Source organism: Mycobacterium sp. NGS33, assembly GCF_059812885.1.
Genome location: NZ_JCALDN010000003.1, coordinates 58,150 through 83,516, shown reverse-complemented (window position 1 = coordinate 83,516; position 25,367 = coordinate 58,150). Strand labels below are relative to the sequence as shown.

Below are 25,367 nucleotides of genomic sequence, written 5' to 3'. Positions count from 1 at the left end.
CCCGCCGTTCGTCATTACGTTTCTGTTACGACGGGCGGGCCCGGATCTTCAGCCGGCCGGTTCCTCAGCGGGGCGTTGCCCGGCCCGCATCGTCACCGACCGAAGTGATCTGGTCCGCGAGCGCCCGCAGCGCCTCCAAATCCGAAACGTCGAACGGCAGCGACGGAACCCCGATCACCGGCACGTGCGGGTTGGCCCCCGTGAACCGGGAAAGCAGTCTGATCTCTCGCTTGGCCATCTGCGCACGGTCGGCATGAATCTTCAACACCGCCGAGGCCAGCGCCGCCGATTCGGAATCGCTGTCCTGGTCCAGCATTTCGCTGCCGTCGATCGCCCGCTCGGCCGGCAGCGCACACAGCGGCGGATGGGTCCGGTTCAACACCAGCCCGGCGAGCGGCATGCCCTCCTGCGACAGGCGGTCGACGAAGAACGCGGCCTCGCGCAGCGCGTCGGGCTCGGCGGCCGACACCACCACGAACTGCGTCCCTCGCCTCTTCAGCAGCGCGTAGGTGCGATCGGCCTTTTCGCGGAAGCCGCCAAAGGTGGCGTCCAGAGACTGCACGAATGCCGCCGCGTCGCCGAGCATCTGTGAACCCAGGATCGTCGACATCGCCTTCATCGCCAAACCCATTGCGCCGGTGACCAATCGCCCGATGCCACGCCCCGGCGCCAGCAGCAGCCGCCACAACCGGCTGTCCATGAAGCTGCCCAGTCGTTTCGGCGCGTCTAGGAAGTCCAAGGCGTTGCGCGACGGCGGGGTATCGACCACCACCAGGTCCCAGCGATCCTCGGCCAGGAGCTGTCCCAGCTTCTCCATCGCCATGTATTCCTGCGTGCCGGCAAGCGAACTGGCGACGGTCTGATAGAACTGGTTGTCCAAAATCGCCTGCGCGCGACCGGGTCCCGAGTACTGCACCACCATTTCGTCGAAGGTGCGGCGCATGTCGAGCATCATCGCGTGCAGCTCGCCGGGGACCTCCGCCGCCAGCGGAACGCGTTGCGGCGTGTTGCCGAGGTCGCTGACCCCCAAAGCCTGTGCCAGCCGCTTGGCCGGATCGATCGTCAAAACGCAGACGTTGCGCCCGTATTCGGCGGCGCGCAGCGCGATGGCGGCCGCGGTGGTGGTCTTGCCCACCCCGCCCGCGCCGCAGCACACCACCACGCGGTTGGTGGTGTCGGCCAGGATGGCGGCCATATCAAGTTGTTTGGGCGTGACGCTCATCGAACCCCCTGCTGCGCAAGTGATTCCGACAGCTCGTAGAGGCTACCGAGGTCGACCCCGTCGGAAATGGCCGGTAGTTCCAGTCGCGCCACCTTCAACTCATCGAGCTGTTGGGCGATCTCGGCGCGCGTAGCGACGACCGTCGCATGTTCGATGGTCTCGGTGAGCAGGCCCGCGAAGTCCTTGTCGTTCAAGCTGATTCCGGATTTTTCCAATCCGGCCCGCACCGAGTCCGCATCGACGTGCCCCTCGGCGGCCTTCGCCAGATCGGCCGGCTGCAGATAAGACGGGATGTTGCGGTTCACGATCACGCTGCCGATCGGCAGCTGCATCTCGGCGAGTTCTTCGATGGCTTCCAGTGTCTCCTGGACCGGCAACGCCTCCAGCAGGGTGACTAAGTGAATGGCCGTCTGCTCGGAGTGCAGCAGCTTCACCACGCCGTCGGCCTGCGAATGCACGGGGCCGCCCTTGGCCAGATCGGACACGGCTTTGGTGACGTCCAGGAACCGCGCGATCCGTCCGGTCGGCGGGGCGTCGACGACGATCGCGTCGTAAACCGGCAGCCGATTCTTGTCGACGCGGATCACGGTCTCTTTGATCTTGCCGGTCAGCAGCACGTCGCGCAGTCCGGGCGCGATCGTGGTCGCGAACTCGATGGCGCCGATGCGGCGCATCGCGCGACCCGCAATGCCCAGGTTGTAGAACATCTCGAGGTATTCGAGGAAGGCGGCCTCGATGTCGATCGCCAGGGCGTTGACCTGACCGCCGCGCTCGGCGGTCGCGATCTTCACCTCCTGGTAGGGCAGCGGCGGGACGTCGAAGAGTTGCGCAATCCCTTGGCGCCCCTCGACTTCCACGAGCAAGACCTTGCGGCCCCCGGCGGCCAGCGTCAGAGCCAGCGCGGCCGCGATGGTCGACTTACCCGTGCCGCCTTTGCCGGTGACGAAATGTAAACGGGCCTTCGTCAAGCGCGCAGGCCAGCCGACGGCAGCTCCGCCGCTCGATGTGGTTGCCACCTTCGCATGCTAGCCCGACCCGATAAGCTCGCGGCATGAGCCAACCGACCGCATGGGAGTACGTCACGGTCCCGCTGCTGACGCATGCCACCAAACAGATCCTCGACCAGTGGGGTGCCGACGGCTGGGAGTTGGTGTCGGTGCTGCAAGGGCCGACCGGCGAGCAGCACGTCGCGTACCTGAAGCGCCCCAAATAGAGGTCGGTGCGATGAGTGCTTCGGCCAGGCTCGGGCAGCTCGGCCTCGAGCTTCCGGAGGTGGTTGCGCCGCTGGCCGCCTATGTACCGGCGGTGCGCACGGGCAACCTGATCTACACGGCGGGCCAGCTGCCGATGCAGGCCGGAAAGCTGTTGGGCACCGGCAAGGTCGGCGCCGGCGTCAGCCCCGACGAGGGCAAGGCGCTGGCGCGGATCTGTGCGCTCAACGCGCTGGCCGCCGTCAACTCGCTGGTGGACATCGACGCGGTGACCCGGGTGGTCAAGGTCGTCGGGTTCGTCGCGTCGGCGCCGGGGTTCAACGGCCAGCCCGGCGTCATCAACGGGGCCTCCGAGCTGCTCGGCGAGGTGTTCGGCGAGCGGGGCGCGCACGCGCGTTCCGCGGTCGGCGTCTCCGAGCTGCCACTGGACGCGCCGGTGGAAGTGGAGCTGATCGTCGAGGTCGGCTGACGTCCGTGACCAAGGCCGCCGAGTCGCTCACCCATCCCGCCTACGCCACGTTGCGGGCGGTCACCGAGACCGCATCGGTCCTGCTGGCCGACAACCCCGGTCTGCTGACGCTCGAGGGCACCAACACCTGGGTGTTGCGCGGCCCGCGCAGCGACGAGCTCGTCATCGTGGACCCCGGGCCCGACGACGCTGACCACATCGCGCGGGTCGCCGCGCTGGGCCGTATCGCCCTGGTCCTGATCAGCCACCGGCACAGCGATCACACCGACGGCATCGACAAGCTGGTCGAGCTGACCGGCGCCACCGTGCGCTCGGCGGGCAGCGGTTTTCTGCGCGGCCTCGGCGGCGAGCTGACCGACGGCGAGGTGATCGACGCCGCCGGGCTGAAAATCAAGGTCATGGCGACCCCCGGCCACACCGCCGATTCGCTGTCCTTCCTGCTCGACGATGCCGTGTTGACCGCCGATACCGTGCTGGGCCGCGGCACCGCCGTCCTCGACAAGGAGGACGGCAGCCTGACGGACTACCTGGAATCGCTGCGGCGCCTGCGCGGCCTGGGACGACGGGCGGTGCTGCCCGGGCACGGCCCCGAGCTCACCGACCTGGCGAGCGTCACCCAGGGCTATCTCGCGCACCGGCGGGAGCGATTGGACCAGGTGCGTGCGGCATTGCGGGAGCTGGGGGAGGACGCCGGCGCCCGCCAGATCGTCGAACACGTCTATGTCGATGTCGACGAGAAGCTCTGGGATGCCGCCGAGTGGTCCGTGCAGGTGCAGCTGAACTATCTGCGCTCCGAGCCCACGGCGTAGGGCGACCCAGCGAGACACTACCGCCCCTCGGTCTCGGCTCTGGGAGCACAGAGTTCTTCTGAAAAGCGCTAGCACCGGCGCTAGCACGTTGTGAAGTCGCCTCATGGTGCCGAGAAGGCGCCCGTGGGGCCGGTGTGCCTAATGACGGCGCAGCGCCGCCTCCCGCCCGCGCTTACCTCGCTCGGGGTTTGATGCTCGCTCGGTTGCGCCCGGGCTACGCCCGCGCTTACCTCGCTCGGCGGGCTTTGATGCTCGCTCGGTTGCGCCCGGGCTACGCCCGCGCTTACCTCGCTCGGCGGGCCAATCGCTCGGAGTCCGAGATCAGCACGCTCTTGCCCTCCAGGCGGATCCAGCCGCGGTGGGCGAAGTCGGCCAGCGCCTTGTTCACCGTCTCGCGGGAGGCCCCGACCAGCTGCGCGATCTCTTCCTGCGTCAGGTCGTGGGTGACCCGCATCGCGCCGCCCTCCTGGGTGCCGAACCGCTGGGCCAGCTGCAGCAGCTGCTTGGCCACCCGGCCGGGCACGTCGGTGAAGATGAGGTCGGCCAGGTTGTTGTTGGTGCGGCGCAGGCGTCGGGCCAGCACCCGCAGCAGCTGCTCGGCGATCTCGGGGCGGTCGGCGATCCAGGCCCGCAGCGCGTCGCGGTCCATCGACACCGCCCGCACCTCGGTGATGGTGGTGGCGCTGGATGTCCGGGGACCCGGGTCGAAGATCGACAATTCGCCGAACATGTCCGACGGGCCCATGATCGTCAGCAGGTTCTCGCGTCCATCGGGCGAACGGCGACCGATCTTCACCTTCCCCGAGACGATGATGTACAGCCGATCGCCGGGTTCCCCCTCGGCGAAGACCGTGTGTCCGCGGGGGAAGTCGACGGGTTGCAGCTGCTTGGTCAGTGCTGTGACTGCGCCGGGTTCAACCCCTTGGAAGATTCCTGCCCTTGCCAGGATCTCGTCCACGTTGCCTCTTCAACTTTCCCAGAAAATTAATGTGATACGGGCAGGCTAACCCCTTGCTCGCGTGACGAGTCTAGAGGTAGGCCGTTGTGTCCAACGTGCCAACGCTACACACGATTGGCGTGTCGAGGTGCCCTAAACTGCGGATTGACGTGCGATTGACCGTGGATCCGCGTGGGTAACGTCATCTCGTCGCGGTCGACGAAGCCGACGGCAAACGACGGCGCGGCATGACGCGGCCCGCCGCCCAGCCCGTTCGTCGCCGCCGTGGGCAGCTGCGCAAGCTCGCGCCGATGCAGGTATTCCAGCGCCTCCGGCATGCCTTCGGACGCCAGCGTGCGCATGTCCACGGCGCCGGCAAGTTCGAGGAATTCGTCGACGTCGGCCACAGCCGTGGCGGCGGGGGCGAGCTCCGATTCGAGCCGTCCAAGACCCAGCGCCGCCAGCATCAGCAGCACCGGAACCCCGGCCACCAGCAACCACGACACACGAAGAGTAAACATGGCCTTGAATCAACACGGGGTCTCGGCCAGATCACGAAATCAGTACTCTGTCGTAGGTGACAGCGGCAAAGTCGTCCGGGCGTTCGAAATCGGCTCCGGCCCCGTCCGGCGCCGCCGATGCCGGACGGTGGTCGCAGGAAACCCGGGTCGCCCTGGTGCGACGGGCCCGCCGGATGAATCGCGCTCTGGCACAAGCCTTTCCGGACGCACACTGCGAGCTGGATTTCACGACGCCGCTGGAACTGACCGTCGCGACCATCCTATCGGCGCAGAGCACCGACAAGCGGGTCAACCTGACGACGCCGGCGCTGTTCAAGCGGTACCCCTCGGCGCTGGACTATGCGCAAGCCGACCGGGCGGAACTGGAAAACCTGATCCGCCCGACCGGTTTCTTCCGCAACAAGGCCTCCTCGCTGATCGGTCTGGGGCAGGCCCTGGTCGAACGATTCGACGGTGAGGTGCCGTCGACCATGGCCGAACTGGTCACCCTGCCGGGGGTGGGACGCAAGACCGCCAACGTCATCCTGGGCAACGCCTTCGGGATCCCCGGCATCACCGTCGACACCCACTTCGCGCGGCTGGTGCACCGGTGGCGATGGACCACCGAGAAGGACCCCGTCAAGATCGAGCACGCCGCGGGTGAGCTCATCGAACGCGGCGAGTGGACCCTGCTGAGCCACCGGGTGATCTTCCACGGTCGTCGGGTGTGCCACGCACGCAAACCGGCGTGCGGCGTCTGCCTGATCGCCAAGGACTGCCCCTCCTTCGGCCTGGGACCAACCGAAGCGGCGCTGGCCGCCCCCTTGGTGAAGGGCCCCGAAACCGAGCACCTGCTCGCCCTGGCCGGGCTGTAAGCCGGTTCGCGACCGACGCACGGGCACAGCATGCCTCTTCCCAAGCCGACCTTGACCCGGAAGGCCCGCTGGCACATCGCCATCCTGGCGGTGGTGGTGGCGCTGATCGCGGCGCTGGTCGCCCAGCTGCGCGATGACGCCGACACGACCGCCACCCCCGCGAGCGGCCGGACCGTGGCCGACCGGGAACATCGCGACGCCGATACGCCGGCGGCGTTGTCGGGACCGCGGCAGCGCGCCGACCTGCCGCCGTGCCCCGGCGCCGGAAACGGTCCCGGCCCCGAGTTGCTGCGCGGCGTGACGGCGGAGTGCGCCGCCGACGGTTCGGTTGTCGACGTCGCACGCGCGGTGGCCGGGCGGCGCGTGGTCCTCAACTTGTGGGCGTATTGGTGCGCGCCGTGCGCCGCCGAACTGCCCGCGATGGCCGAGTATCAACGTCGGGCCGGTTCGGACGTGACGGTGGTGACGGTGCATCAAGACGAGAACGAGACGGCCGCCCTGCTGCGGCTGGCCGAGCTCGGGGTGCGCCTGCCGGCGCTGCAGGACGGTCGTCGCCGGGTCGCGGCCGCACTCCGCGTGGTAAATGTGATGCCCGCGACGGTGGTGCTGCGAGCGGACGGTAGCGTTGCCCAGACGCTGCCACGAGCATTCACCACTGCCGATGAGATCGCGGCCGCGATCGGTGATGACAGGGGATAAGCGGAAAAATTGAACCGACTGGAGGGGCCGTGAGTGCTGGGGGTTCGCCCCTGCGGAATGGGGACCCCGCCCCCGCGCGCGGGGCCGTTCCGCTGCGGCCTGACGCCTGCCCGTCCTGGCTGCGTCCGCTGGTCGACCACGTCGATGACGTTCCCGATGCGGCCCGGCGCCGCTTGCCGGAAGACGTGCTGGCGATGATCACCAGCAAGGCCGCGTCGGCGGTGGCGACCCTGCGCGGCGGCGGCCGCGAAGCCGCCGTGCTGGTGTTGTTCTCCGGCTCGGAATCCGGGGCGCCCGACGGTGGTTTTCCCCACGACGCCGACCTGCTGGTCACCGTGCGGGCGTCGACCCTGCGTCACCACGCCGGCCAGGCCGCGTTTCCCGGCGGCGCGTCCGATCCCACCGACGACGGCCCCGTGGACACCGCGCTGCGCGAGGCCCGCGAGGAAACCGGGATCGACGTCAGCAGGCTCTATCCCCTGGCGACGATGGAGAAGATGTTCATCGCGCCGTCGCAATTCCACGTCGTCCCGGTGCTGGCGTACTCGCCGGATCCGGGTCCGGTGGCCGTGGTCAACGAGGCCGAAACGGCGATCGTGGCGCGAGTTCCGTTGCGCGCCTTCATCAATCCGGCCAACCGGCTGATGGTGTACCGCGGTGATCTCGGCCGTCGGTGGGCCGGCCCGGCGTTTCTGCTCAACGAGATGCTGGTCTGGGGATTCACTGGCCAGGTGATCTCTGCGCTGCTCGACGTCGCGGGCTGGGCCCAGCCCTGGGACATCGGCGACGAGCGCGAGCTGGACGCGGCGATGGCGCTGGTCGGCGAGGGGGGCGGGTTGCGATGAATTCGATGACCCCGTCGCAATGGCTGGATGTCGCCGTCCTGGCGGTCGCGTTCATCGCGGCGGTCTCGGGCTGGCGCTCGGGCGCGTTGGGCTCGTTGCTGTCGTTTGTGGGGGTGTTGCTGGGCGCCATCGCGGGGGTACTGCTGGCGCCCCATCTGGTCAGCCACATCGCGGCGCCGCGCGCCAAATTGTTTGCCGCACTGTTCTTGATCCTTGCGCTGGTGGTCATCGGTGAGGTCGCCGGTGTGGTGCTGGGGCGGGCCGTTCGCAGCGCGATCCGCAGCCGTTCCATCCGCACGGTCGACTCGGTCATCGGGGTGGCGGTCCAGCTGGTCGTGGTGCTGACCGCGGCGTGGTTGCTGGCCACGCCGCTGACCCAGTCCAAGGATCAGCCGGAACTGGCCGCGGCGGTCCGCGGCTCGCGAGTGTTGGCTCAGGTCAACGACGTTGCGCCGCCCTGGCTCAAGACGGTGCCCAAGCGGCTTTCGGCGCTGCTGAACACCTCCGGCCTGCCCGCGGTGCTGGAGCCGTTCAGCCGCACCCCCGTCATCCCGGTCGCCTCGCCCGATCCCGAGCTGGCCGGCAACCCGGTGGTGCAGGCCACCGCGCCCAGCGTGGTCAAGGTGCGCAGCCTGGCGCCCAGCTGCCAGAAAGTGTTGGAGGGCAGCGGATTTGTCATCGCACCCGACAGGGTGATGACCAATGCGCACGTGGTGGCCGGCTCCAACAGCGTGCAGATCTACGCCAGCGGCAATCCGCTGGACGCCACCGTGGTGTCCTACGATCCGGCGGTCGACATCGCGATCCTGGCCGTGCCCAACCTGCCCCCGCCGCCACTGGCTTTTGCCCAGGCCGACGCGAAAACTGGTGCCAGCGTCGTCGTCCTGGGGTATCCGGGTGGTGGCAACTTCACCGCGACCCCGGCCAGGATCCGCGAGCTGATCAAGCTGAGCGGTCCCGACATCTACCGCGATCCGGCGCCGGTCACCCGTGACGTCTACACGATCAGAGCCAGTGTGGAGCAAGGCAATTCGGGTGGGCCGTTGATCGATCTCGACGGCCACGTGCTCGGGGTGGTGTTCGGCGCGGCGGTCGACGATCCCGACACCGGCTTCGTGCTGACCGCCGACGAGGTGGCCGGTCAGCTGGCCAGGATCGGTGACACCCAACTGGTGGGCACCGGGTCCTGCGTCGGCTGAACCGCAGCGCTCACCTGGCCCGGGTCAGGTGCACCTGGTCGAGAAACTTCGTCAGGTGCCTGTTGACTTCCTCGGGCGCCTCTTCGTGGCTGAAATGCCCTGCGCCGGAAATGGATACGTAGCGTCCCTGCGGTGCGTAGCGCTGCGTTCGGTCGACGGGGTCGGCCAGCACGTAGGGATCGGCGTCGCCGCGCAGGTGTAACAGCGGGACGCTGAGCTGCTGGCTCATCGACCTCATGAAGCGCCGGCCTTCGTCGCGCAGCTGGCTGCGGGCGGCCCAGCGCTGGTATTCCAGTGCACTGTGCGCCGCGGCCGGGATCTGGATCGCCGTGCGCAGATGGCCGATGGTTTCGGAAAAGTCTTCGGAGGCAAGCCATTTGCCACAACTGCGGCTGCGGACCAGACGCTCGATCTCGGCGGCGTCGTCCCGGGTCAACAGGCGCTCGGGCCACAACGGTATTTGGTATTGCAGCAGGGTCGGCAGCAGGGCGTAACCCTGGTCGCGTCGCGTCAACGTCGATCGCCGCAACGCCGCCGGATGCGGCGAACTGATCAGCGCGATCGCCGTCACCAGCCGCGGATGCAGCAAGGCGGTGGCCCAGCAGCCCAGCCCGCCGTCGGCGTGGCCGACCAACGTCGCCGAGGAGTGCCCCAGCGCCCGGATGAGTCCGGCCGCGTCGCCGGCCATGGTCCAGCCGTCGTAGCCGCGGGGTGGCTTATCGCTGCCCCCGTAGCCGCGCAGGTCGACGGCCACCACGCGCGCCCCGCGCAGTCCGCGCAGCTGATGGCGCCACGACCACCAGAACGACCCGAACCCGTGCAGCAGCATCACCAGCGGGCGCGACGTCGCCGGCCGGCCGTCGGCGTCGCCTAAGGCCTCGACGACGTGGAAGCGGATGCCGTTGGCGTGCACATCGAGATGGCGCCACGGCCCGTCGATGCGGGTTACCGACGGATCCGGCGGCGCCATTTACCAACCCGATGGATCGGCGGTGGCGCCGTTAGCGGGCTTCGCGTGCTTGCCGCGCGACTCGGGCAGCTCCCTGGCGCCGGCCGGGGCCTTGTCGTGGCCCGGCGTGAGCGCCGTGCGCGTCTCCTTGACCGATTCGATCGTCTGGCGCGGTCCCCGGATCCTGCGGACCTTGAGGAAGCCCAGCAACGCCAGGAAGGCGCCGACGACCACCATCACCCCGAACACGATCAGGTACGCCGCCCAGCGCCACAACCAGGTGTCGAGCAGCTCGGCGATGAAGAAGAAGAAAAAGAAGGTGGAATAGAACAGCACCACCAGCGCGGCGATGAAGAAGACGCTCCCGGTCAAACCCTTTTTGACGTCCCGGGTAATTTCGGCGCGCGCCAGCTCGACTTCGGCGCGCACCAGCGTGGACACCTGGGCCGTCGCGTCTTTGATCAGGTCACCGATCGACGGCTCGGCGGATTTGGCATGCGGGTCGGTCAACGGAATCGTGGTCAGGGTGCTGGGCACACCGTTCTTGCCATCGGCTTTGCTCACAGACGGTCCTCTTTCGTCGTTGCCCGGCTCGCTGTCGTCGCGGTTTATGTTGCCACGTGGCGCCCGGATAGACGAAGCCACACGAGGCCAGCCGGGCGCCGCGGCGCGGGGGTGGAGCGCGCCCGGGCCAGTTCGGTTCGGACAGAAGGCGGTCGGGACGCCGCGCGCGGCCGACGCGGTTTCCAGAGCGAACATCACATCGAGGCCGATTACACTCGGCCAAGCCGGTCGCGATGTCCGGCTGACCGATGGGAGTGGGGCCGTGCGGAGGGCGCACCGATGCTTCTTAGTGGCGATGGTCGCCCTGCTCGTGGCCGTGATGGGTTCGCACGCCCGCGCCGCGGCCGCTGACGTCCGGATCCCGATCGGCGGTGGGGCGGGCATCGTCATCAACGGCGACACCATGTGCACCCTGACCACCATCGGCGGCGACGCCGCCGGCGAGCTGATCGGTTTCACCTCCGCGCACTGCGGCGGCCCGGGGGCCCAAGTCACCGCCGAGGGTGCGGAAAACGCCGGCGTGCTGGGCACCATGGTCGCGGGTAACGACAACCTCGACTACGCGGTGATCAAGTTCGACCCGGCCAAGGTGACGCCGGTGGCCAACTTCAACGGCTTCCTGATCAGTGGCATCGGCCCGGACCCCGCCTTCGGTGAGATCGCCTGCAAACAGGGCCGCACGACCGGCAATTCGTGCGGCGTCACCTGGGGCATGGGTCAGGCGCCAGGCACCATCGTCATGCAGGTCTGCGGCCAGCCGGGCGACTCAGGCGCGCCGGTCACCGTCAACAATCAGCTGGTCGGCATGATCCACGGGGCGTTCAGCGACAACCTGCCGACCTGCGTCATCAAATACATTCCGCTGCACACGCCGGCCGTGGTGCAGTCGTTCAACGCGATCCTGGCCGACATCAACACCAAGCACCGGCCCGGCGCGGGGTTCAGCCCGCTGCCCGGCTGAACCGCGGCGACTACTTCGCCGCCCTGATCGCGTCGAACACCCCGGGGTCGAGCAACGTCGAGGTGTCGCCCAGTTCGCGGTTCTCGGCGATGTCTCGCAACAGCCTGCGCATGATCTTGCCGCTGCGCGTCTTGGGTAGCTCGGGCACCACGTGGACCTCGCGCGGGCGGGCGATCGGAGAGATCTCCCGGGCCACCTCGACGCGCAATTCGTCGACGATCCCGTCGTGCACCTGGTGATCGGCGCGCAGGACGACGAACGCGCAGATGGCCTGGCCGGTGGTGGCATCGGTCGCCCCGACCACCGCCGCCTCGGCCACCGAGGCGTGACCGACCAGCGCCGACTCCACCTCCGCGGTGGACAGCCGGTGCCCCGAGACGTTCATGACGTCGTCGATGCGGCCCACCACCCAGATGGCGCCGTCGCGGTCGTAATAGGCGCTGTCACCGGCGAAATACCAGCCCTGCTCGCCGAACCGGGACCAGTAGGTCTCCACGTACCGCTCGGGGTCTCCCCAGATGCCGCGCAGCATCGATGGCCACGGCTGGTCCAGCACCAGGTAGCCGGTGACGTGCTCACCCTGGTGGACGCCGGGGACCAGTTGCTCGCCGTGGTCGTCGACGATCTTGGCCGAGATGCCCGGCAGCGCCCTCATCGCCGAACCCGGTTTGGCCGCAGCGACTCCGGGCAGCGGGGAGATCATCGTGGCGCCGGTCTCGGTCTGCCACCAGGTGTCGACGATGGGAAGGCGGTCGGCGCCGATCACCTTGCGATACCAGCGCCACGCTTCGGGGTTGATCGGTTCGCCGACCGAGCCCAGCAGCCGCAGGCTGGACAGGTCGTGCGCGTCGGGGATCTCGCGTCCCCACTTCATGAACGTGCGGATCAGCGTGGGAGCGGTGTAATAGATTGTGACACCGTACTTTTCGATGATCTCGAAATGCCGGTGCTGGCTGGGCGAGTCGGGCGTCCCCTCGTACAGGACCTCGGTGACTCCGTTGGCCAGCGGGCCGTACACGCCGTAGGTGTGGCCGGTGACCCAGCCGATGTCGGCGGTGCACCAGAACACGTCGGTGTCGGCCTTGATGTCGAAGACGTAGTAGTGCGTGTAGGCGGCGTGGGTCAGGTAGCCGCCGCTGGTGTGCACGATGCCCTTGGGCTTGCCGGTGGTTCCGGAGGTGTACAGCAGGAACAAGGGCTGCTCGGCGTCGAAGGGCTCCGGGGTGTGCTCGGCGGACGCGGAGTCGACGACGTCGTGCCACCACAGGTCGCGGTCGTCGTTCCAGGACACGTCAATTCCGGTGCGCCGCACCACAAGTACGTGCTCGACGGGACTGTCGCCGCCGCTGACGGCCTCGTCGGCAGCGTCCTTCAGCGGCGCCGGCTTGCCGCGGCGGAACTGGCCGTCGCTCGTGATCAGCAGCTTGGCCGACGCGTCGGCGATCCGGGCCTGCAGCGCCTTGGCGGTGAAGCCGGCGAACACCACGCTGTGCATCAAACCCAGGCGCGCGCAGGCCAGCATCGCGATCACCGCTTCGGGGATCAGCGGCAGGTAGATCGCGACCCGGTCGCCGGCGACCAGACCGAGGTCGGTGAGCGCGTTGGCGGCCTTGCACACCTCGGTTTGCAGATCGGCGTAGGTCAGGCTGCGGTGATCGCCGACGGGTTCGCCCTCCCAGTGGATCGCGACCCGATCACCGTTGCCGGCCTCGACGTGGCGATCCACGCAGTTGTAGGCGACGTTGAGCTGGCCGTCGGCGAACCACTTGGCGAAGGGCGCCTGCGACCAGTCCAGCACCTCGGTGAACGGCGTCGCCCACGACAGCCGGTTGGCCTGCTTGGCCCAAAAGGCCAGCCGGTCCTGCTCGGCTTCGCGGTACAGTTCCTCGCCCGCGTTGGCCTGCTCGGCGAACTGCGCCGGCGGCGGATAGGAGGACGGGCCTGCGGAATGGGTGGCGGTCACTAAGTTCTCTCCTGTAGTCGAGACTGCGCCGTTCGGCGGCCGTGCGCTGGTTGCCGCCTGCGAGCCTATCCGGGCGAGGCGTAGCTGTGCGAGTGGTAGCGGTGCGCGAATTCGCCGGTCAAAGTGCGCCCCATGCCGGATAATCACCCCCTGTGCCGGGTCATGGGCGGGGCCTCCGCCGACTAATCCCCCGCTTTGCCGCGGCCGCAACGGTTTACGCGGCGGCCGCCGTGCCGGGTTGGCCCGCATCGGCCGTGCCGCTGGAGAGCGGCGACCAGGCCACGCCGTGCCGGTCGGAGCAGATCGCCGTGACCGCCTCGCCGACGGAAGGCGCGGTGGGGCATCGCGCGGTGACGTTGGTGTTCACCCTCGCTGGGGGCGCCGAACCGTGCACGCTCACCGGGTACGCCTGGTTGGATTCGGGCGCGGGCGGGCCAGCGATTCACGCGCAACCCACGCTGCGCGGCTACCTGGGTGGGCTGCCCGCCGGCACGGACGTGCCACCCACCGTGCTGCTGTCGATCTCGGCGCAGGGGCAGGCCGTCGTCGAGGGAATGGCCGTCGACGGCAGTGGTGCCGCCTGCCCCACCTACACCGACCTGCGCGTCAACCCGCCCGACACCGAAATGGTGCTGACGGTCGCGGCCACCATCGACGCCTGCGAATTGCAGGTGCATCCGATCACCGCGGTCTGAAGCGGCGTCAGTCTGCTCTGACCAGGCAATAGACCCGTGCGGGAACGGGGTAGGCGATGCCCTTGCTGTCGGGCGGGCATTGAGTCTTGTCCGCGCTGCCGTCGATGCGCTGACTGACTCTCACGTGCAGCGGGCTTGATTGGTTGCAGTCGTCCGGTTTCATGCTTACGGCCTCGCCGTCGCGGGTCACCTGGTAGCACTGGTCCTGCCGCAGATTGATCATGAAACACAGGAGCGTCGAGTGGTTGCTGGTGCGCTCGTAAATCGAGTGTTCGCGCTTGCCGTCGGGGCAGCTCTCGGAGGCGCCTCCCTTGAATGCGAGTTCATAGGTGTTCGCTGGATCGATGCAGCCGCTGATCAGGTGCTTTTCGAAATGGTGTGCCGCGTAATCGTTTTCGGTAATGCAATCGCCCACCGCCAGGGCGACGTCCTCGGGGCGCTCGGACAGGACTTGCGCCGTCCTGCCAAGGACGCCCAATCCTCCCAACGTCAACAGCACGGCGCCGATGGTGATGAGGGTGGTGGCCGACTTCGGCGTCCGTGGCCGCGGCGCGTAGCCCGGATAAGCCGGATAGGGCGGAGCGGGATAGCCCGGCGGCGGGTAGGGATAACCGGGATGGACGGGGAAGCCCGGCGGGTATTGCGGCGGCGGGTAGGCGGGAGCCCGTCGGCGGGCGCGGGAGCGTTCCACCAGTCCAATGACCAGGCAGACCAATCCGATTGCGGGCAAACCGAGGGAGAACATCAAGAAGCCCGCTCGCACCCCCGATTCATGCGAGGCCAGATACTGCACAGTCACGACGGGATTCTAAGTTGGCGAGCCGCACCGGGCACTTCACCGTCGCGCGGCTTCAGGCCCTAGGGTCGGGTGTCATGCGTGCGATGCGGATCCCGTCGGCCGTGCTGGCCCCGGTCGTCGCCGCGATGCTCGTGGTCGCCTCGCTGGCCGGTTGCGGTGGCGGCGCGCTCAGCCCGGAGCTGGTGGTGGTCAACGGCGGGGAACCGCCGAACCCGCTGATTCCCACCGGCACCAACGACAGCCTGGGCGGCCGGATCCTCGATCGGCTCTTCGCCGGGCTGATGTCCTACGACGCCGCCGGCAACTCCTCGCCGGAGGTCGCCCAATCCGTCGAGACCACCGACAACATCAACTACCGCATCGTCCTCAAGTCCGGCTGGACGTTCACCGACGGCTCGCCGGTCACAGCCCACTCGTTCGTCGACGCATGGAACTACGGGGCGTTGAGCACCAACGCCCAACTGCAGCAAAGCTTTTTCAGTCCCATCGACGGCTTCGATGCCGTCGCCGGGACGGCCGGTGACCCGAACCCGGCGGTCACCACCATGTCCGGCCTGAAGGTCATCAACGACCGGGAGTTCACCGTCCGGCTGAAGGCGCCCACCATAGACTTCACGCTGCGGCTGGGACACAGCGCGTTCTACCCCTTGCCGCAGGCGGCCTTTCGGGACATGAGCGCCTTCGGGCAGCACCCGATCGGCAACGGCCCCTACGCACTCGCCGACGGTGCCGACGGGCCAGCATGGGAGCACAACGTCCGAATTGACTTGCGGCCCAACCCCGATTACCACGGCAACCGCAAGCCACGCAACAAGGGGCTGAGGTTCGAGTTCTACGCCAACCTGGACACCGCCTACGCCGACCTGCTCTCCGGCAACCTCGATGTCCTGGACACCATTCCGTCCAGCGCGTTGACGATCTACCAGCGCGACCTGGGCGGTAACTCGGCCAGCGGGCCCGTCGCCGTCAGCCAATCGCTCGACACGCCGTTGCGGCTGCCCCACTTCGGCGGCGAGGAAGGACGGCTGCGCCGGTTGGCGTTGTCGGCGGCCATCAACCGCCCGCAGATCTGTCAGCAGATCTTCAACAACACCCGCAGCCCGGCCCGCGACTTCACCGCCAGCTCGTTGCCGGGATTCGACCCTAACATCCCCGGCAGCGACGCTTTGGACTTCAATCCCGAACGGGCGCGCCAACTCTGGGCCCAAGCCAATTCGATTTCGCCGTGGAGCGGGCGGTACGCCATCGCCTACAACGCCGACAGCGGACATCAGGAGTGGGTGGACGCGGTGGCCAACAGCATCAAGAACGTGCTGGGCATCGATGCCGTCGGCGCCCCGCAGCCCACCTTTGCCGGCTTCCGCACCCAAATCACCAACCGTACGATCGACACTGCGTTCCGGGCCGGCTGGATCGGCGACTACCCGTCGATGATCGAGTTCCTCGCCCCGTTGTACGCCACCGGCGCGGGATCCAATGACGTCGGCTACTCCAGCCGCGAGTTCGACGCCGGACTGGCCGCGGCCGAGGCGGCGCCCGACCTGCGGCAGGCTGACGTGCTGGTCAACGTCGCGCAGCGAATCCTGTTGCACGACATGCCCGCCGTGCCGCTGTGGTACTACATCGCCGTGCTCGGATGGTCGCCACAGGTCAGCGCCGTCAAGGTCAGCTGGAACGGGCTGCCCGACTACGAGAATCTGGTCAAGGCCTGACCATGGGCTGGTACATCGAGCGCCGGATCGCCGTCATGGTGCCCGTCTTCCTGGGCGCCACCCTGCTGATCTACGGCATGGTCTTCCTGCTGCCCGGTGACCCGCTGGCCGCCATCGCCGGGGACAGGCCGCTGACGCCGGCCGTGGCAGCGGCGCTGCGGGCGCGCTATCACTTGGATGATCCTTTCATCGTCCAGTACCTGCGTTACCTCGGCGGCGTCCTGCACGGCGACCTGGGCCGCGCCTATTCCGGGCTACCGGTCAGCGACGTTCTCGCGCATGCCTTTCCGGTCACCCTGCGGCTCTCGCTGATCGCCCTGGTCGTCGAGGCGGTGCTGGGCATCGGATTCGGCGTGATCGCCGGACTGCGCCAGGGCGGGCTTTTCGATGCGGGCGTGCTGATCACCGGTCTGGTCATCATCGCGGTCCCCATCTTCGTGCTGGGCTTTCTGGCCCAGTTCCTGTTCGGGGTCAAGCTGGGCGTCGCGCCGGTGACGGTCGGGGAGCGGGCGACCTTCGCGCGGCTGTTGTTACCCGGAATCGTCTTGGGCTCAGTCTCATTCGCTTACGTGGTACGGTTGACCCGATCAGCGGTGGCCGCCAACGCGCACGCCGACCATGTCCGCACCGCCACCGCAAAGGGGTTGTCACGGCCGCGCGTGGTGACCGTGCACATCCTGCGCAACTCGCTGATCCCGGTGGTGACCTTCCTGGGTGCGGACCTGGGAGCGCTCATGGGCGGGGCCATCGTGACCGAGGGCATCTTCAACATCCACGGGGTCGGCGGCGTGCTCTATCAAGCCGTCACCCGCCAGGAGGCCCCCACGGTGGTCTCGATCGTCACCGTGCTGGTGCTCATCTATCTGATCACCAACCTGATGGTGGACCTGCTCTACGCGGCGTTGGACCCTCGGATCCGTTATGGCTGAGCACTCCGGCTTCTGGGGCGAGACCTGGCGCAAACTGCACCGGCGTCCGAAGTTCGTCGTTGCCGCCGCGCTGATCGTCCTCATTCTTCTGGTCGCGCTGTTTCCCGCGTTGTTCACTCACGCCGACCCCAGCTATGCCGATCCGAACCAAAGTCTGCGCAGCCCGTCGGCGGCGCACTGGTTCGGCACCGACCTGCAGGGCCACGACATCTACGCGCGCACCGTCTACGGGGCGCGGGCGTCGGTGACCGTCGGGTTGGGCGCGACGCTGTTGGTCTTCGTCGTCGGTGGCGCGCTGGGTGCGCTGGCCGGCTTCTACGGCGGCTGGATCGACGCGGTGGTCTCCCGCCTGACCGACGTGTTCTTCGGACTGCCACTGCTGCTGGCCGCCATCGTCCTCATGCAGGTCCTGCACCATCGCACGGTGTGGACGGTGATCGTCATCCTCGCGTTGTTCGGTTGGCCGCAGGTGGCCAGGATCGCACGGGGTGCGGTGCTCTCGGTGCGTGCCAGCGACTACGTGCTCGCCGCTAAAGCGTTGGGAATGAGCAGGTTTCAGATCCTGCTGCGGCATGCGCTACCCAACGCGCTGGGGCCGGTGATCGCGGTGGCCACGATCGCCCTCGGCCTGTTCATCGTCACCGAGGCGACGTTGTCCTACCTCGGTGTCGGATTGCCGCCGTCGGTGGTGTCCTGGGGCGGCGACATCAACCTCGCCCAGACCCGGCTGCGGGCGGGCTCACCCATCCTGTTCTACCCCGCGGGCGCGCTGGCCATGACCGTGCTGGCATTCATGATGATGGGCGACGCGCTGCGCGACGCCCTGGATCCGGCCTCGAGGGCGTGGCGGGCGTGAGCGGCACGGGGTCGCCGCTGCTATCGGTCGAGGGCCTGGAAGTCAGGTTCGGTGAGCACGCCGCCGTGTGCGGGTTGGACCTGAGCGTGCTGGCCGGTCAGACCGTCGCGGTGGTCGGCGAATCGGGATCGGGCAAGTCCACCACCGCCGCGGCGATCCTCGGGCTGCTTCCTCCCGGGGGTCGAATCACGGGCGGGCACATCATGTTCGACGGCACGGACATCTCGACCGCCGACCGTCGAGCGCTTCGCTCGATCAGGGGGCGGGACATCGGCTATATCCCGCAAGACCCGATGACCAACCTCAACCCGGTGTGGAAGGTCGGGTTCCAGATCCGGGAGGCCCTGCGCGCCAACACGAACGATCGGCAGACCCGGCAGCGGGCCATCGACCTGCTCGCCGCGGCGGGCATGCCGGATCCGGCCCGGCAAGCGGCCCGCTACCCCCATCAGCTGTCCGGCGGCATGTGCCAGCGCGCGCTGATCGCGATCGGGCTGGCGGGCCGGCCGCGGCTGCTGATCGCCGACGAGCCGACGTCCGCGCTCGACGTCACGGTGCAGCGGCAGGTCCTCGACCATCTGCAACGGCTCACCGCCGAACTGGGCACCGCGCTGCTGTTGATCACCCACGACCTGGCACTGGCCGCCGAACGGGCCGAGTCCGTGGTCGTCGTCCACCGCGGCGTCGTGGTGGAATCCGGTGCGGCACAATCGATTCTACGTAGTCCGGAGCACGAGTACACCCGGCGGCTGGTCGCCGCGGCGCCGTCGCTGACGCGCCGGAGCCGGCCGGCCCCCGCCCGGACCGACGACATCCTCGTCGCCTCCGATCTCACCAAGGTCTACCGGGAGTCCCGTGGCGCCCCGTGGCGGCGGGGCGAATTCCGTGCGGTCGACGCGGTGTCGTTTCGGCTGCGCCGCGCGACGACGCTGGCGATCGCCGGTGAGTCGGGCTCGGGGAAATCGACGGTGGCGCGCATGGTGCTGGGCCTGCTCCAACCCACCTCGGGCACCGTCGATTTCGACGGCACGCGGATCGACGACGCCATGTCCCGGGACGGGGAGCTGGCCTTCCGCCGGCGCGTACAACCGGTATTCCAAAATCCTTACAGCAGCCTGGATCCCATGTACTCGGTGTTTCGCGCGATCGAGGAGCCGCTGCGCATCCACCGCGTGGGTGACCGCAGGCAACGCGAACGGGCGGTGCGCGAGCTCGTCGACCAGGTGGCGCTGCCGTCGTCGGTGCTCGGCCGGTTGCCGCGTGAGCTGTCGGGCGGCCAACGCCAACGAGTGGCCATCGCCCGGGCGCTGGCGCTGCGGCCCGACGTGCTGGTGTGCGACGAGGCGGTGTCCGCGCTCGACGTCTTGGTGCAGGCGCAGATACTCGACCTGCTGGCCGAGCTGCAGGCCGAACTGGGGTTGGCCTATCTGTTCATCAGCCATGACCTGGCGGTGATCCGGCAGATCGCCGACGACGTCCTGGTGATGCGGGCCGGCCGCGTGGTGGAGCACGCGCCGACCGAGGAACTGTTCACCGACCCCCAGCACGAATACACGCGGCAGTTGCTGGACGCCATCCCACGCCTGCGGTGAATCCGCCGACGATAGGTTGTGAGGTTGTGACAGCAGATCCGCTGGCCCCCCTGATGGAGTTGCCCGGGGTCGCCGAGGCCAGTGACCGCGCCCGCGAAGCGCTGGGCCGCGCCCACCGGCACCGCGCCAACCTGCGCGGTTGGCCCGTGACCGCCGCCGAGGCGGCGCTGCGGGCGGCCCGCGCGTCGTCGGTCCTGGACGGCGGTCCAGTTCGGTTGGAGGACCTCGCCGACGCCGGGCAGATCAGCGACCCGGTGTTCGCGGGGGCGCTGCGGGTGGCCCAGGCGCTCGAGGGTGGCGAAGGGCCCGTTGTGGCCATCTGGCGCCGGGCACCGCTGCAGGCGCTGGCCCGCCTGCACGTGCTGGCCGCGGCCGAGCAGGTCGACGACGAGCGGCTGGGCCGCCCGCGCGCCGATGCCGGGGTGGGGCCGCGACTGGAATTGTTGGCGGACTTGGTGAACGGGCGGACCCAGGTGCCGGCGCCGGTGCTGGCCGCCGTCGCCCACGGCGAACTGCTGACGCTGAAGCCGTTCGGCAGTTCTGACGGTGTGGTGGCCCGCGCGGTGTCGCGGTTGGTGACCATCGCCAGCGGGCTGGACCCGCACGGGCTGGGTGTGCCCGAGGTCAGCTGGATGCGTCAGCCGGCCGCGTATCGCGACGCCGCGCAAGGATTCGCCGACGGCACGCCCGACGGTGTGGGGGCCTGGCTGGTGCTGTGTTGCCGGGCGATGAAAGCCGGTGCGCAGGAGGCTTTGTCGATCGCCGACTCGATGTCTAACAAGTAGCTGAATCGGTTGCCGACACCGGCAAAAGGGCCGCAAAAAGGTAGAGCGGGCGACGTTCCGAATGTTCGGTCCGCCGCCCGCTAGCACGGGGCTCGGTTACCAAGCGTGCATCTCGGGGCTGCGTGGGTTGGCCTCGGCGATCTTGCGACGCTTATGGTTGCAACCCCACCCAAAGGGCCGTCGATACCGTCCGCATTTTCGCAATTTCGCAGGCCCGCAACACTTCTGCCATTTTCGCGGCTATGACTCCGCGTGGGTGCCGAGCACCGTGCTGGGCGCCCGGGTCGGGAGGACGAACCTTCTCTTCCGGCTCGACCTTGGCCTCACCGGGCTTCCGTGGTTCCTTTGTACTACTAGACCCCAAGCACAGCAAGGCCCAATTGCGAAGGAAATCCCGTCGCGCGAGGCGCGTGTTTGCTGGAGTCGTTAGAAAGCGTAGCGGCGCAACAACGAATAGGTCACCGCGCCGGCGGCCAGCGCGCTGATGCCGACCGCGGCCGTGGTGGCGATCGCGGCGCCGGAGGGCGCGGGTATGCGGTCGCGCAACGACACCGGCCGGGAGAACGAGATCACGGGCCAACCGCGCTCCACGGCCTCCCTGCGCAGCCCGCGGTCGGGATTGACCACGCTGGGATGGCCGACGGCCTCGAGCATCGGCAGATCGGTGATCGAGTCGGAATAGGCGTAGCAGTGTTCCAGCGGGTAGCCCTCGCGCGCGGCCAGCTCGCGGATCGCCTGCACCTTCCCTTCGCCGTAGCAGTAGAAAGCGATCTCGCCGGTGTACCGACCGTCCTCGACGACCATCCGGGTGGCCATCGCGTGGGTGGCGCCGAGCGCGCGAGCGATGGGGGCGACGATTTCTTCCCCGGAGGCCGACACCACCACCACGTCGCGCCCGCACAATTTGTGGGCCGCGATCAGATCGGCGGCCTCGGCGAACACCAGCGGAGTCACGATGTCGTGCAGCGTCTCGTTGACGATCGACTTGACCTGTTCGACGTCCCAGCCGGTGCACATGTTGGTCATGTGGGCGCGCATCCGATCCATCTGGTCATGATCAGCACCAGAGAGCAGATAGATGAACTGGGCGTAGCTGGACTTGAGCACGGCGCGCCGGTTGAGCAGGCCCTGGTTGAAAAACGGTTTGCTGAAGGCCAGGGTGCTGGACTTGGCGATGATCGTCTTGTCCAGGTCGAAGAACGCCGCCGTGCGGGCATGGGAAGCGGTGGTTGACGCCGATTGTTCCGAGGCCGACTGCTCCGCGGTGGGGTCGAAGACGGTCACGGACCCAGCATAGGTCGGCGGTCCGGCAAGGCCGCGATCCCGCACCGAAAATGGCCGCTCAGGGGGTTCGGGAGGCGGGCGGGGCGGCGTTTACGCGGCTCAAGCTGGTTTTCCAGAAAATGATCTCTTGCGTTACTCCGGCTAGTCATGTGTATAGTAAGCATTACTCGGCCTTGAGCCGAGGGTGTATCAGCCCGACCCCCCGGGGCTGATGCACGACGACCCTCGCCTCCTCCCCCCCTGGCGGGGGTCGTCCCTTTTCTAGGGTTAGTTTTCCGCGCGTGGCGGCGCCGAGCCCGGCTCTCGGTGCGTTGCGGGACAGCGCGCCCGTCGTCGCTGGCGGCGTCGCTCCGCCGTGCGTTTGTGCACACTCGCGTCTCTATCCACAAATCCGCATTTGGGACTGTTGTGCCAAGGTCACGGCCTCGCACAGTGGTCTGATGACCAGCGTCTCGGGGATCGATGCGGCGGGTGCGGCGGGAGTGTTGGCGGCATTGGCCGAACCCGATCTGCGCGCCGAGTTGGACCGGGTGGCCGCGGCCGCCGGCGTTCGCGTGGTGCACGCCGGCGACGCGTCGCCGCTCAGCCGCAAGACGTGGGCGGCGGCCGCGGCCGTGGTGCTGGACGCGCGGGCGGCGGCTCGCTGCGAACGATGGGCGCTGCCGCGCCGCGACCACGTGACCGTGCTGACCGTGGCTGAACCCGAGGCGGCGACGTGGGCGGCCGCCGTCGGGGTCGGGGCCGCGCGCGTGTTGCGGCTGCCCGGGCAGGAGGCGGAGTTGGTCGGCGCGCTCGCCGAGGCCGCCGAATCCTCGCGCGACGACGGGTCGCGCGGTCACGCGGTCGCCGTCATCGGGGGCTGCGGTGGAGCGGGCGCCTCCTCGTTCGCCGTCGCCCTGGCCCAGGCCGCCGCCGACGCGCTGCTGGTGGACCTCGACCCGTGGGGCGGCGGTCTCGACTTGTTGCTGGGCAGCGAAACCACGCCGGGGTTGCGTTGGCCGGACCTCGCGTTGCGGGGTGGGCGGCTCACTTGGTCGGCCGTCCGCGATGCGCTGCCCCGCCACCGCGGGGTCAGCGTGCTGTCCGGCACTCGGCGCGGCTACGAGTTGGAGGCCGCGCCGGTGCACGCCGTCATCGACGCCGGCCGGCGCGGGGCGGTCAGCGTCATCTGCGACCTTCCCCGCCGCTTCGGCGACGCAACCCAAGCGGCGCTGAGCGCGGCCGATCTGGTGGTCGTGGTCAGTCGCTGTGACGTGCGCGCGTGCGCGGCGACCGCGTCGTTGGCCCCGGTGCTGGCAGCCGTCAATCCCAATGTCGGCCTGGTGGTGCGGGGCCCGTCGCCGGGAGGATTGCGGGCGGCCGAGATCGCCGACATCACCGGACTGCCGTTGCTGGCGGCGATCAGAGCCCAGCCACAACTCGCCGAACAGGCCGACCGCGGCGGCTTGCGGCTGGGGCGCCGCTCGGCGCTCGCGATCGCGGCAGGCCAGGTGCTCGGCGTGCTGCCACCGGCCGGCGCGCGGAAGGGCAAGGCGGCGTGAGCGGTTCGCTGATCGAACGCGTCCGCGAGCGGTTGGCCGGCGAGGCCGGCCCGCTCGGCCCGGCGGTGGTGGCCGCCGCCATCCGGGCCGAGTCCGGCGGGATGCTCGGGGACACCGAGGTGCTGGCCAATCTCCGGGTGCTGCAGACCGAACTCACCGGCGCCGGCATCCTCGATCCGCTGCTCTGCGCGGACGGGACGACCGACGTCCTGGTCACCGCCCCGGATGCGGTGTGGGTCGACGACGGTACCGGCCTGCGGCGCAGCGAGATTCGGTTCCCCGACGAGGCGGCGGTGCGGCGATTGGCGCAGCGGCTGGCGCTGGCCGCCGGACGGCGCCTGGACGACGCGCAGCCCTGGGTCGACGGCGAGCTGACGGGGATCGGCGCCGGCGGGTTCGCGGTGCGCCTGCACGCGGTGTTGCCGCCGGTGGCCGCCGCTGGCACCTGCCTGTCGCTGCGCGTCCTGCGGCCGGCGAGCCAAGATCTGGCGGGCCTGATCGCCGCCGGGGCCATCGAGCCGGCGGCGGCCGCGCTCGTCACCGACATCATCGATGCCCGGTTGGCGTTCCTGGTCAGCGGTGGCACCGGCGCCGGCAAGACGACACTGCTCGCCGCGATGCTCGGCGCGGTATCGCCGGCCGAGCGGATCGTCTGCGTCGAAGACGCCTCGGAGCTCGCACCGCGACACCCACACCTGGTGAAGCTGGTCGCGCGCTGCGCCAACATCGAAGGCGTCGGCGAGGTTCCGGTCCGCCAGCTGGTCCGGCAGGCACTGCGGATGCGACCCGACCGCATCGTGGTCGGCGAGGTCAGGGGCGCCGAGGTGGTGGACCTGTTGGCCGCGCTGAACACCGGCCACGACGGCGGCGCGGGCACCGTGCACGCCAACAGTCCCGGCGAAGTTCCCGCCCGCCTGGAGGCGTTGGGCGCGCTCGGCGGCCTGGATCGGGCCGCGCTGCACAGCCAACTCGCCGCCGCCGTGCAGGTGCTGCTGCATGTCGAGCGCGACCGCGCCGGCCGCCGGCGACTCAGTGAGATCGCCGCGCTGCAACATGATCAAGGCCAAGTCCGGGTGGTCACCGTGTGGCATGCGGACCGGGGCATGACCGACGCTGCCCCGCCGCTGCAGCGCCTGCTGCGCAGCCGGATGCTGGCATGAACGGGCCACTGGCCGGCGCGCTGCTGCTGTCGCTCGCGCTCATCGTCGCCCGCCCCTCGCCGCGACGACGACTGTCGGCGTCGCGACGCCGCCGGCGCCCGGCGGTCGGGCCCCGTGGGACGGGCTGCGCCGCGGCGGTTGTCGGTTGCGCCGCCACCATCGCGCTGCCGCCGGCCACCGTGCTGTGCATCGCGGTCGTGGGCGCCACCGCGATGCTGCGTTATCGGCGCCGCCGGCGCATCCGGCGCGCGACCGCCGAGGGCCGCGCGCTGCACACCGCGCTCGAGGTGCTCGTCGGTGAATTGCGGGCCGGCTCGCATCCGGTGCGCGCGTTCGACCTCGCCGCGGACGACATCGCCGGTGCGGTTGCGGTGTCGCTGCGTTCGGTGGCGGCGCGGGCCCGCCTGGGTGCCGACGTCGCGGCCGGCCTGGCCGCGGCGGGCCGCTCTTCGGCGCTGCCCGGACATTGGGAGCGGCTCGCGCTGTGCTGGCGGCTGGCCAGCGACAACGGGTTGGGTATCGCCACCCTGATGCGCGCCGCCCAGCGCGATATCGCTGAGCGGCAACGGTTCTCGGACCGGGTGACCTCGAGCATGGCCGGCGCCCGCGCGACCGCGGCGATCCTGGCCGCGCTGCCCGCGCTCGGTGTGTTGCTGGGACAGCTGATCGGCGCCGAGCCGCTGCGGTTCCTGCTGGGCGGACGCGCGGGCGGGTGGTTATTGGTCATCGGCTCGACGCTGGCCTGTGCCGGCCTGCTGTGGTCGGACCGCATCGCCGATCGGGTGGCGTCGTGAACCGATCGGGTGGCGGC

The 25,367-nt window shown here is 69.2% G+C and carries 26 protein-coding genes; 17 read left to right on the top strand and 9 right to left on the bottom strand.

Annotated elements, in window-relative coordinates:
- Positions 1–64: 64 nt before the first annotated feature.
- Both bagB and bagA read right to left on the bottom strand, forming a co-directional pair.
- On the bottom strand, positions 65–1,222 hold the full coding sequence (bagB, locus tag AC5Y5B_RS07815) for an ATPase BagB (protein WP_500004869.1): 1,158 nt from the start codon (positions 1,220–1,222) through the stop codon (positions 65–67).
- Positions 1,219–2,238, bottom strand: coding sequence for an ATPase BagA (gene bagA, locus AC5Y5B_RS07810; RefSeq protein WP_112634059.1), 1,020 nt, complete (start codon positions 2,236–2,238; stop codon positions 1,219–1,221). Before bagA ends, bagB begins: the two co-directional genes overlap by 4 nt.
- A 35-nt stretch (positions 2,239–2,273) precedes the next feature.
- Here bagA and sp36 point away from each other — a divergent pair, with 35 nt between their 5' ends.
- Genes sp36 through AC5Y5B_RS07795 form a run of 3 tightly spaced genes read left to right on the top strand, consistent with a single transcriptional unit; the run spans position 2,274 to position 3,711 of the window.
- A complete protein-coding gene (gene sp36 / locus AC5Y5B_RS07805; RefSeq protein ID WP_007772224.1) occupies positions 2,274–2,435 on the top strand; it encodes a Sp36 family protein in 162 nt (53 codons plus the stop codon).
- Positions 2,436–2,446: 11 nt separating this feature from the next.
- Complete coding sequence (locus tag AC5Y5B_RS07800) at positions 2,447–2,902, top strand: RidA family protein (protein WP_112634060.1); 456 nt, start codon at positions 2,447–2,449, stop codon at positions 2,900–2,902.
- Positions 2,903–2,907: 5 nt separating this feature from the next.
- On the top strand, positions 2,908–3,711 hold the full coding sequence (locus AC5Y5B_RS07795; protein ID WP_112634062.1) for an MBL fold metallo-hydrolase: 804 nt from the start codon (positions 2,908–2,910) through the stop codon (positions 3,709–3,711).
- 283 nt (positions 3,712–3,994) lie between these two features.
- Here AC5Y5B_RS07795 and crp read toward each other — a convergent pair whose 3' ends face one another.
- Together crp and AC5Y5B_RS07785 are read right to left on the bottom strand one after the other, a co-directional pair.
- Positions 3,995–4,669, bottom strand: a complete 675-nt coding sequence (gene crp, locus AC5Y5B_RS07790) for a cAMP-activated global transcriptional regulator CRP (RefSeq protein WP_036465140.1) — start codon at positions 4,667–4,669, stop codon at positions 3,995–3,997.
- Between the two features lie 104 nt (positions 4,670–4,773).
- On the bottom strand, positions 4,774–5,169 hold the full coding sequence (locus AC5Y5B_RS07785) for a hypothetical protein (protein ID WP_240631797.1): 396 nt from the start codon (positions 5,167–5,169) through the stop codon (positions 4,774–4,776).
- Between the two features lie 173 nt (positions 5,170–5,342).
- Between AC5Y5B_RS07785 and nth the strand changes: the two genes are divergently transcribed.
- Genes nth through marP form a run of 4 tightly spaced genes read left to right on the top strand, consistent with a single transcriptional unit; the run spans position 5,343 to position 8,766 of the window.
- Positions 5,343–6,023: an endonuclease III gene (gene nth, locus AC5Y5B_RS07780; RefSeq protein ID WP_165821833.1), complete on the top strand. Its 681-nt coding sequence runs from the start codon at positions 5,343–5,345 to the stop codon at positions 6,021–6,023.
- A 30-nt stretch (positions 6,024–6,053) separates the two neighbouring features.
- The gene (locus AC5Y5B_RS07775) at positions 6,054–6,722 is read left to right on the top strand and encodes a TlpA family protein disulfide reductase (RefSeq protein ID WP_112634064.1); all 669 of its coding nucleotides are present in this window, start codon (positions 6,054–6,056) and stop codon (positions 6,720–6,722) included.
- Between the two features lie 29 nt (positions 6,723–6,751).
- Positions 6,752–7,567 carry an NUDIX hydrolase gene (locus tag AC5Y5B_RS07770; RefSeq protein ID WP_500004863.1) on the top strand — a complete coding sequence of 272 codons (816 nt, stop codon included), beginning with the start codon at positions 6,752–6,754 and terminating at the stop codon, positions 7,565–7,567.
- A 5-nt stretch (positions 7,568–7,572) separates the two neighbouring features.
- Positions 7,573–8,766, top strand: a complete 1,194-nt coding sequence (gene marP, locus AC5Y5B_RS07765) for an acid resistance serine protease MarP (protein WP_112634081.1) — start codon at positions 7,573–7,575, stop codon at positions 8,764–8,766.
- A gap of 10 nt (positions 8,767–8,776) precedes the next feature.
- On the opposite strand, the gene AC5Y5B_RS07760 is transcribed toward marP, so the two are convergent.
- Together AC5Y5B_RS07760 and AC5Y5B_RS07755 are read right to left on the bottom strand one after the other, a co-directional pair.
- On the bottom strand, positions 8,777–9,736 hold the full coding sequence (locus AC5Y5B_RS07760; protein ID WP_112634066.1) for an alpha/beta fold hydrolase: 960 nt from the start codon (positions 9,734–9,736) through the stop codon (positions 8,777–8,779).
- Positions 9,737–10,279 (bottom strand): phage holin family protein, encoded by a 543-nt coding sequence (locus tag AC5Y5B_RS07755; RefSeq protein WP_112634067.1) that lies wholly within the window; start codon positions 10,277–10,279, stop codon positions 9,737–9,739.
- A gap of 262 nt (positions 10,280–10,541) precedes the next feature.
- Here AC5Y5B_RS07755 and AC5Y5B_RS07750 point away from each other — a divergent pair, with 262 nt between their 5' ends.
- Entirely contained in the window at positions 10,542–11,240 is a 699-nt protein-coding gene (locus tag AC5Y5B_RS07750) for a S1 family peptidase (RefSeq protein WP_500004860.1), read from the top strand.
- Between the two features lie 10 nt (positions 11,241–11,250).
- On the opposite strand, the gene acs is transcribed toward AC5Y5B_RS07750, so the two are convergent.
- Positions 11,251–13,203: an acetate--CoA ligase gene (acs, locus tag AC5Y5B_RS07745; RefSeq protein WP_500004858.1), complete on the bottom strand. Its 1,953-nt coding sequence runs from the start codon at positions 13,201–13,203 to the stop codon at positions 11,251–11,253.
- Between the two features lie 152 nt (positions 13,204–13,355).
- On the opposite strand from acs, the gene AC5Y5B_RS07740 reads away from it, so the two are divergent.
- Complete coding sequence (locus AC5Y5B_RS07740; RefSeq protein WP_500004856.1) at positions 13,356–13,898, top strand: DUF4232 domain-containing protein; 543 nt, start codon at positions 13,356–13,358, stop codon at positions 13,896–13,898.
- A gap of 7 nt (positions 13,899–13,905) precedes the next feature.
- Here the strand turns inward: AC5Y5B_RS07740 and AC5Y5B_RS07735 are convergent, their stop codons facing one another.
- Positions 13,906–14,691, bottom strand: coding sequence for an LppU/SCO3897 family protein (locus AC5Y5B_RS07735; RefSeq protein ID WP_500004854.1), 786 nt, complete (start codon positions 14,689–14,691; stop codon positions 13,906–13,908).
- 89 nt (positions 14,692–14,780) lie between these two features.
- Here AC5Y5B_RS07735 and AC5Y5B_RS07730 point away from each other — a divergent pair, with 89 nt between their 5' ends.
- From AC5Y5B_RS07730 to AC5Y5B_RS07710, 5 genes are read left to right on the top strand one after another with little or no spacing between them, the layout of a single operon-like run.
- Positions 14,781–16,409, top strand: coding sequence for a peptide ABC transporter substrate-binding protein (locus AC5Y5B_RS07730; protein WP_205869152.1), 1,629 nt, complete (start codon positions 14,781–14,783; stop codon positions 16,407–16,409).
- 2 nt (positions 16,410–16,411) lie between these two features.
- Positions 16,412–17,338, top strand: coding sequence for an ABC transporter permease (locus tag AC5Y5B_RS07725; RefSeq protein ID WP_500004852.1), 927 nt, complete (start codon positions 16,412–16,414; stop codon positions 17,336–17,338).
- Complete coding sequence (locus AC5Y5B_RS07720; protein WP_500004850.1) at positions 17,331–18,194, top strand: ABC transporter permease; 864 nt, start codon at positions 17,331–17,333, stop codon at positions 18,192–18,194. The genes AC5Y5B_RS07725 and AC5Y5B_RS07720 overlap by 8 nt, the downstream gene beginning before the upstream one ends.
- Positions 18,191–19,786: a dipeptide ABC transporter ATP-binding protein gene (locus tag AC5Y5B_RS07715; RefSeq protein ID WP_500004848.1), complete on the top strand. Its 1,596-nt coding sequence runs from the start codon at positions 18,191–18,193 to the stop codon at positions 19,784–19,786. Before AC5Y5B_RS07720 ends, AC5Y5B_RS07715 begins: the two co-directional genes overlap by 4 nt.
- 26 nt (positions 19,787–19,812) lie before the next feature.
- A complete protein-coding gene (locus AC5Y5B_RS07710; protein ID WP_500004846.1) occupies positions 19,813–20,571 on the top strand; it encodes a Fic family protein in 759 nt (252 codons plus the stop codon).
- Positions 20,572–20,997: 426 nt separating this feature from the next.
- On the opposite strand, the gene AC5Y5B_RS07705 is transcribed toward AC5Y5B_RS07710, so the two are convergent.
- Positions 20,998–21,855, bottom strand: coding sequence for an HAD-IB family hydrolase (locus AC5Y5B_RS07705; RefSeq protein WP_500004844.1), 858 nt, complete (start codon positions 21,853–21,855; stop codon positions 20,998–21,000).
- 440 nt (positions 21,856–22,295) lie between these two features.
- On the opposite strand from AC5Y5B_RS07705, the gene ssd reads away from it, so the two are divergent.
- From ssd to AC5Y5B_RS07690, 3 genes are read left to right on the top strand one after another with little or no spacing between them, the layout of a single operon-like run.
- Entirely contained in the window at positions 22,296–23,396 is a 1,101-nt protein-coding gene (gene ssd / locus AC5Y5B_RS07700) for a septum site-determining protein Ssd (RefSeq protein ID WP_500004842.1), read from the top strand.
- The gene (locus AC5Y5B_RS07695) at positions 23,393–24,556 is read left to right on the top strand and encodes a TadA family conjugal transfer-associated ATPase (RefSeq protein ID WP_500004840.1); all 1,164 of its coding nucleotides are present in this window, start codon (positions 23,393–23,395) and stop codon (positions 24,554–24,556) included. The genes ssd and AC5Y5B_RS07695 overlap by 4 nt, the downstream gene beginning before the upstream one ends.
- Positions 24,553–25,350: a type II secretion system F family protein gene (locus tag AC5Y5B_RS07690; protein WP_500004837.1), complete on the top strand. Its 798-nt coding sequence runs from the start codon at positions 24,553–24,555 to the stop codon at positions 25,348–25,350. Before AC5Y5B_RS07695 ends, AC5Y5B_RS07690 begins: the two co-directional genes overlap by 4 nt.
- The last annotated feature ends 17 nt before the right edge of the window (positions 25,351–25,367 follow it).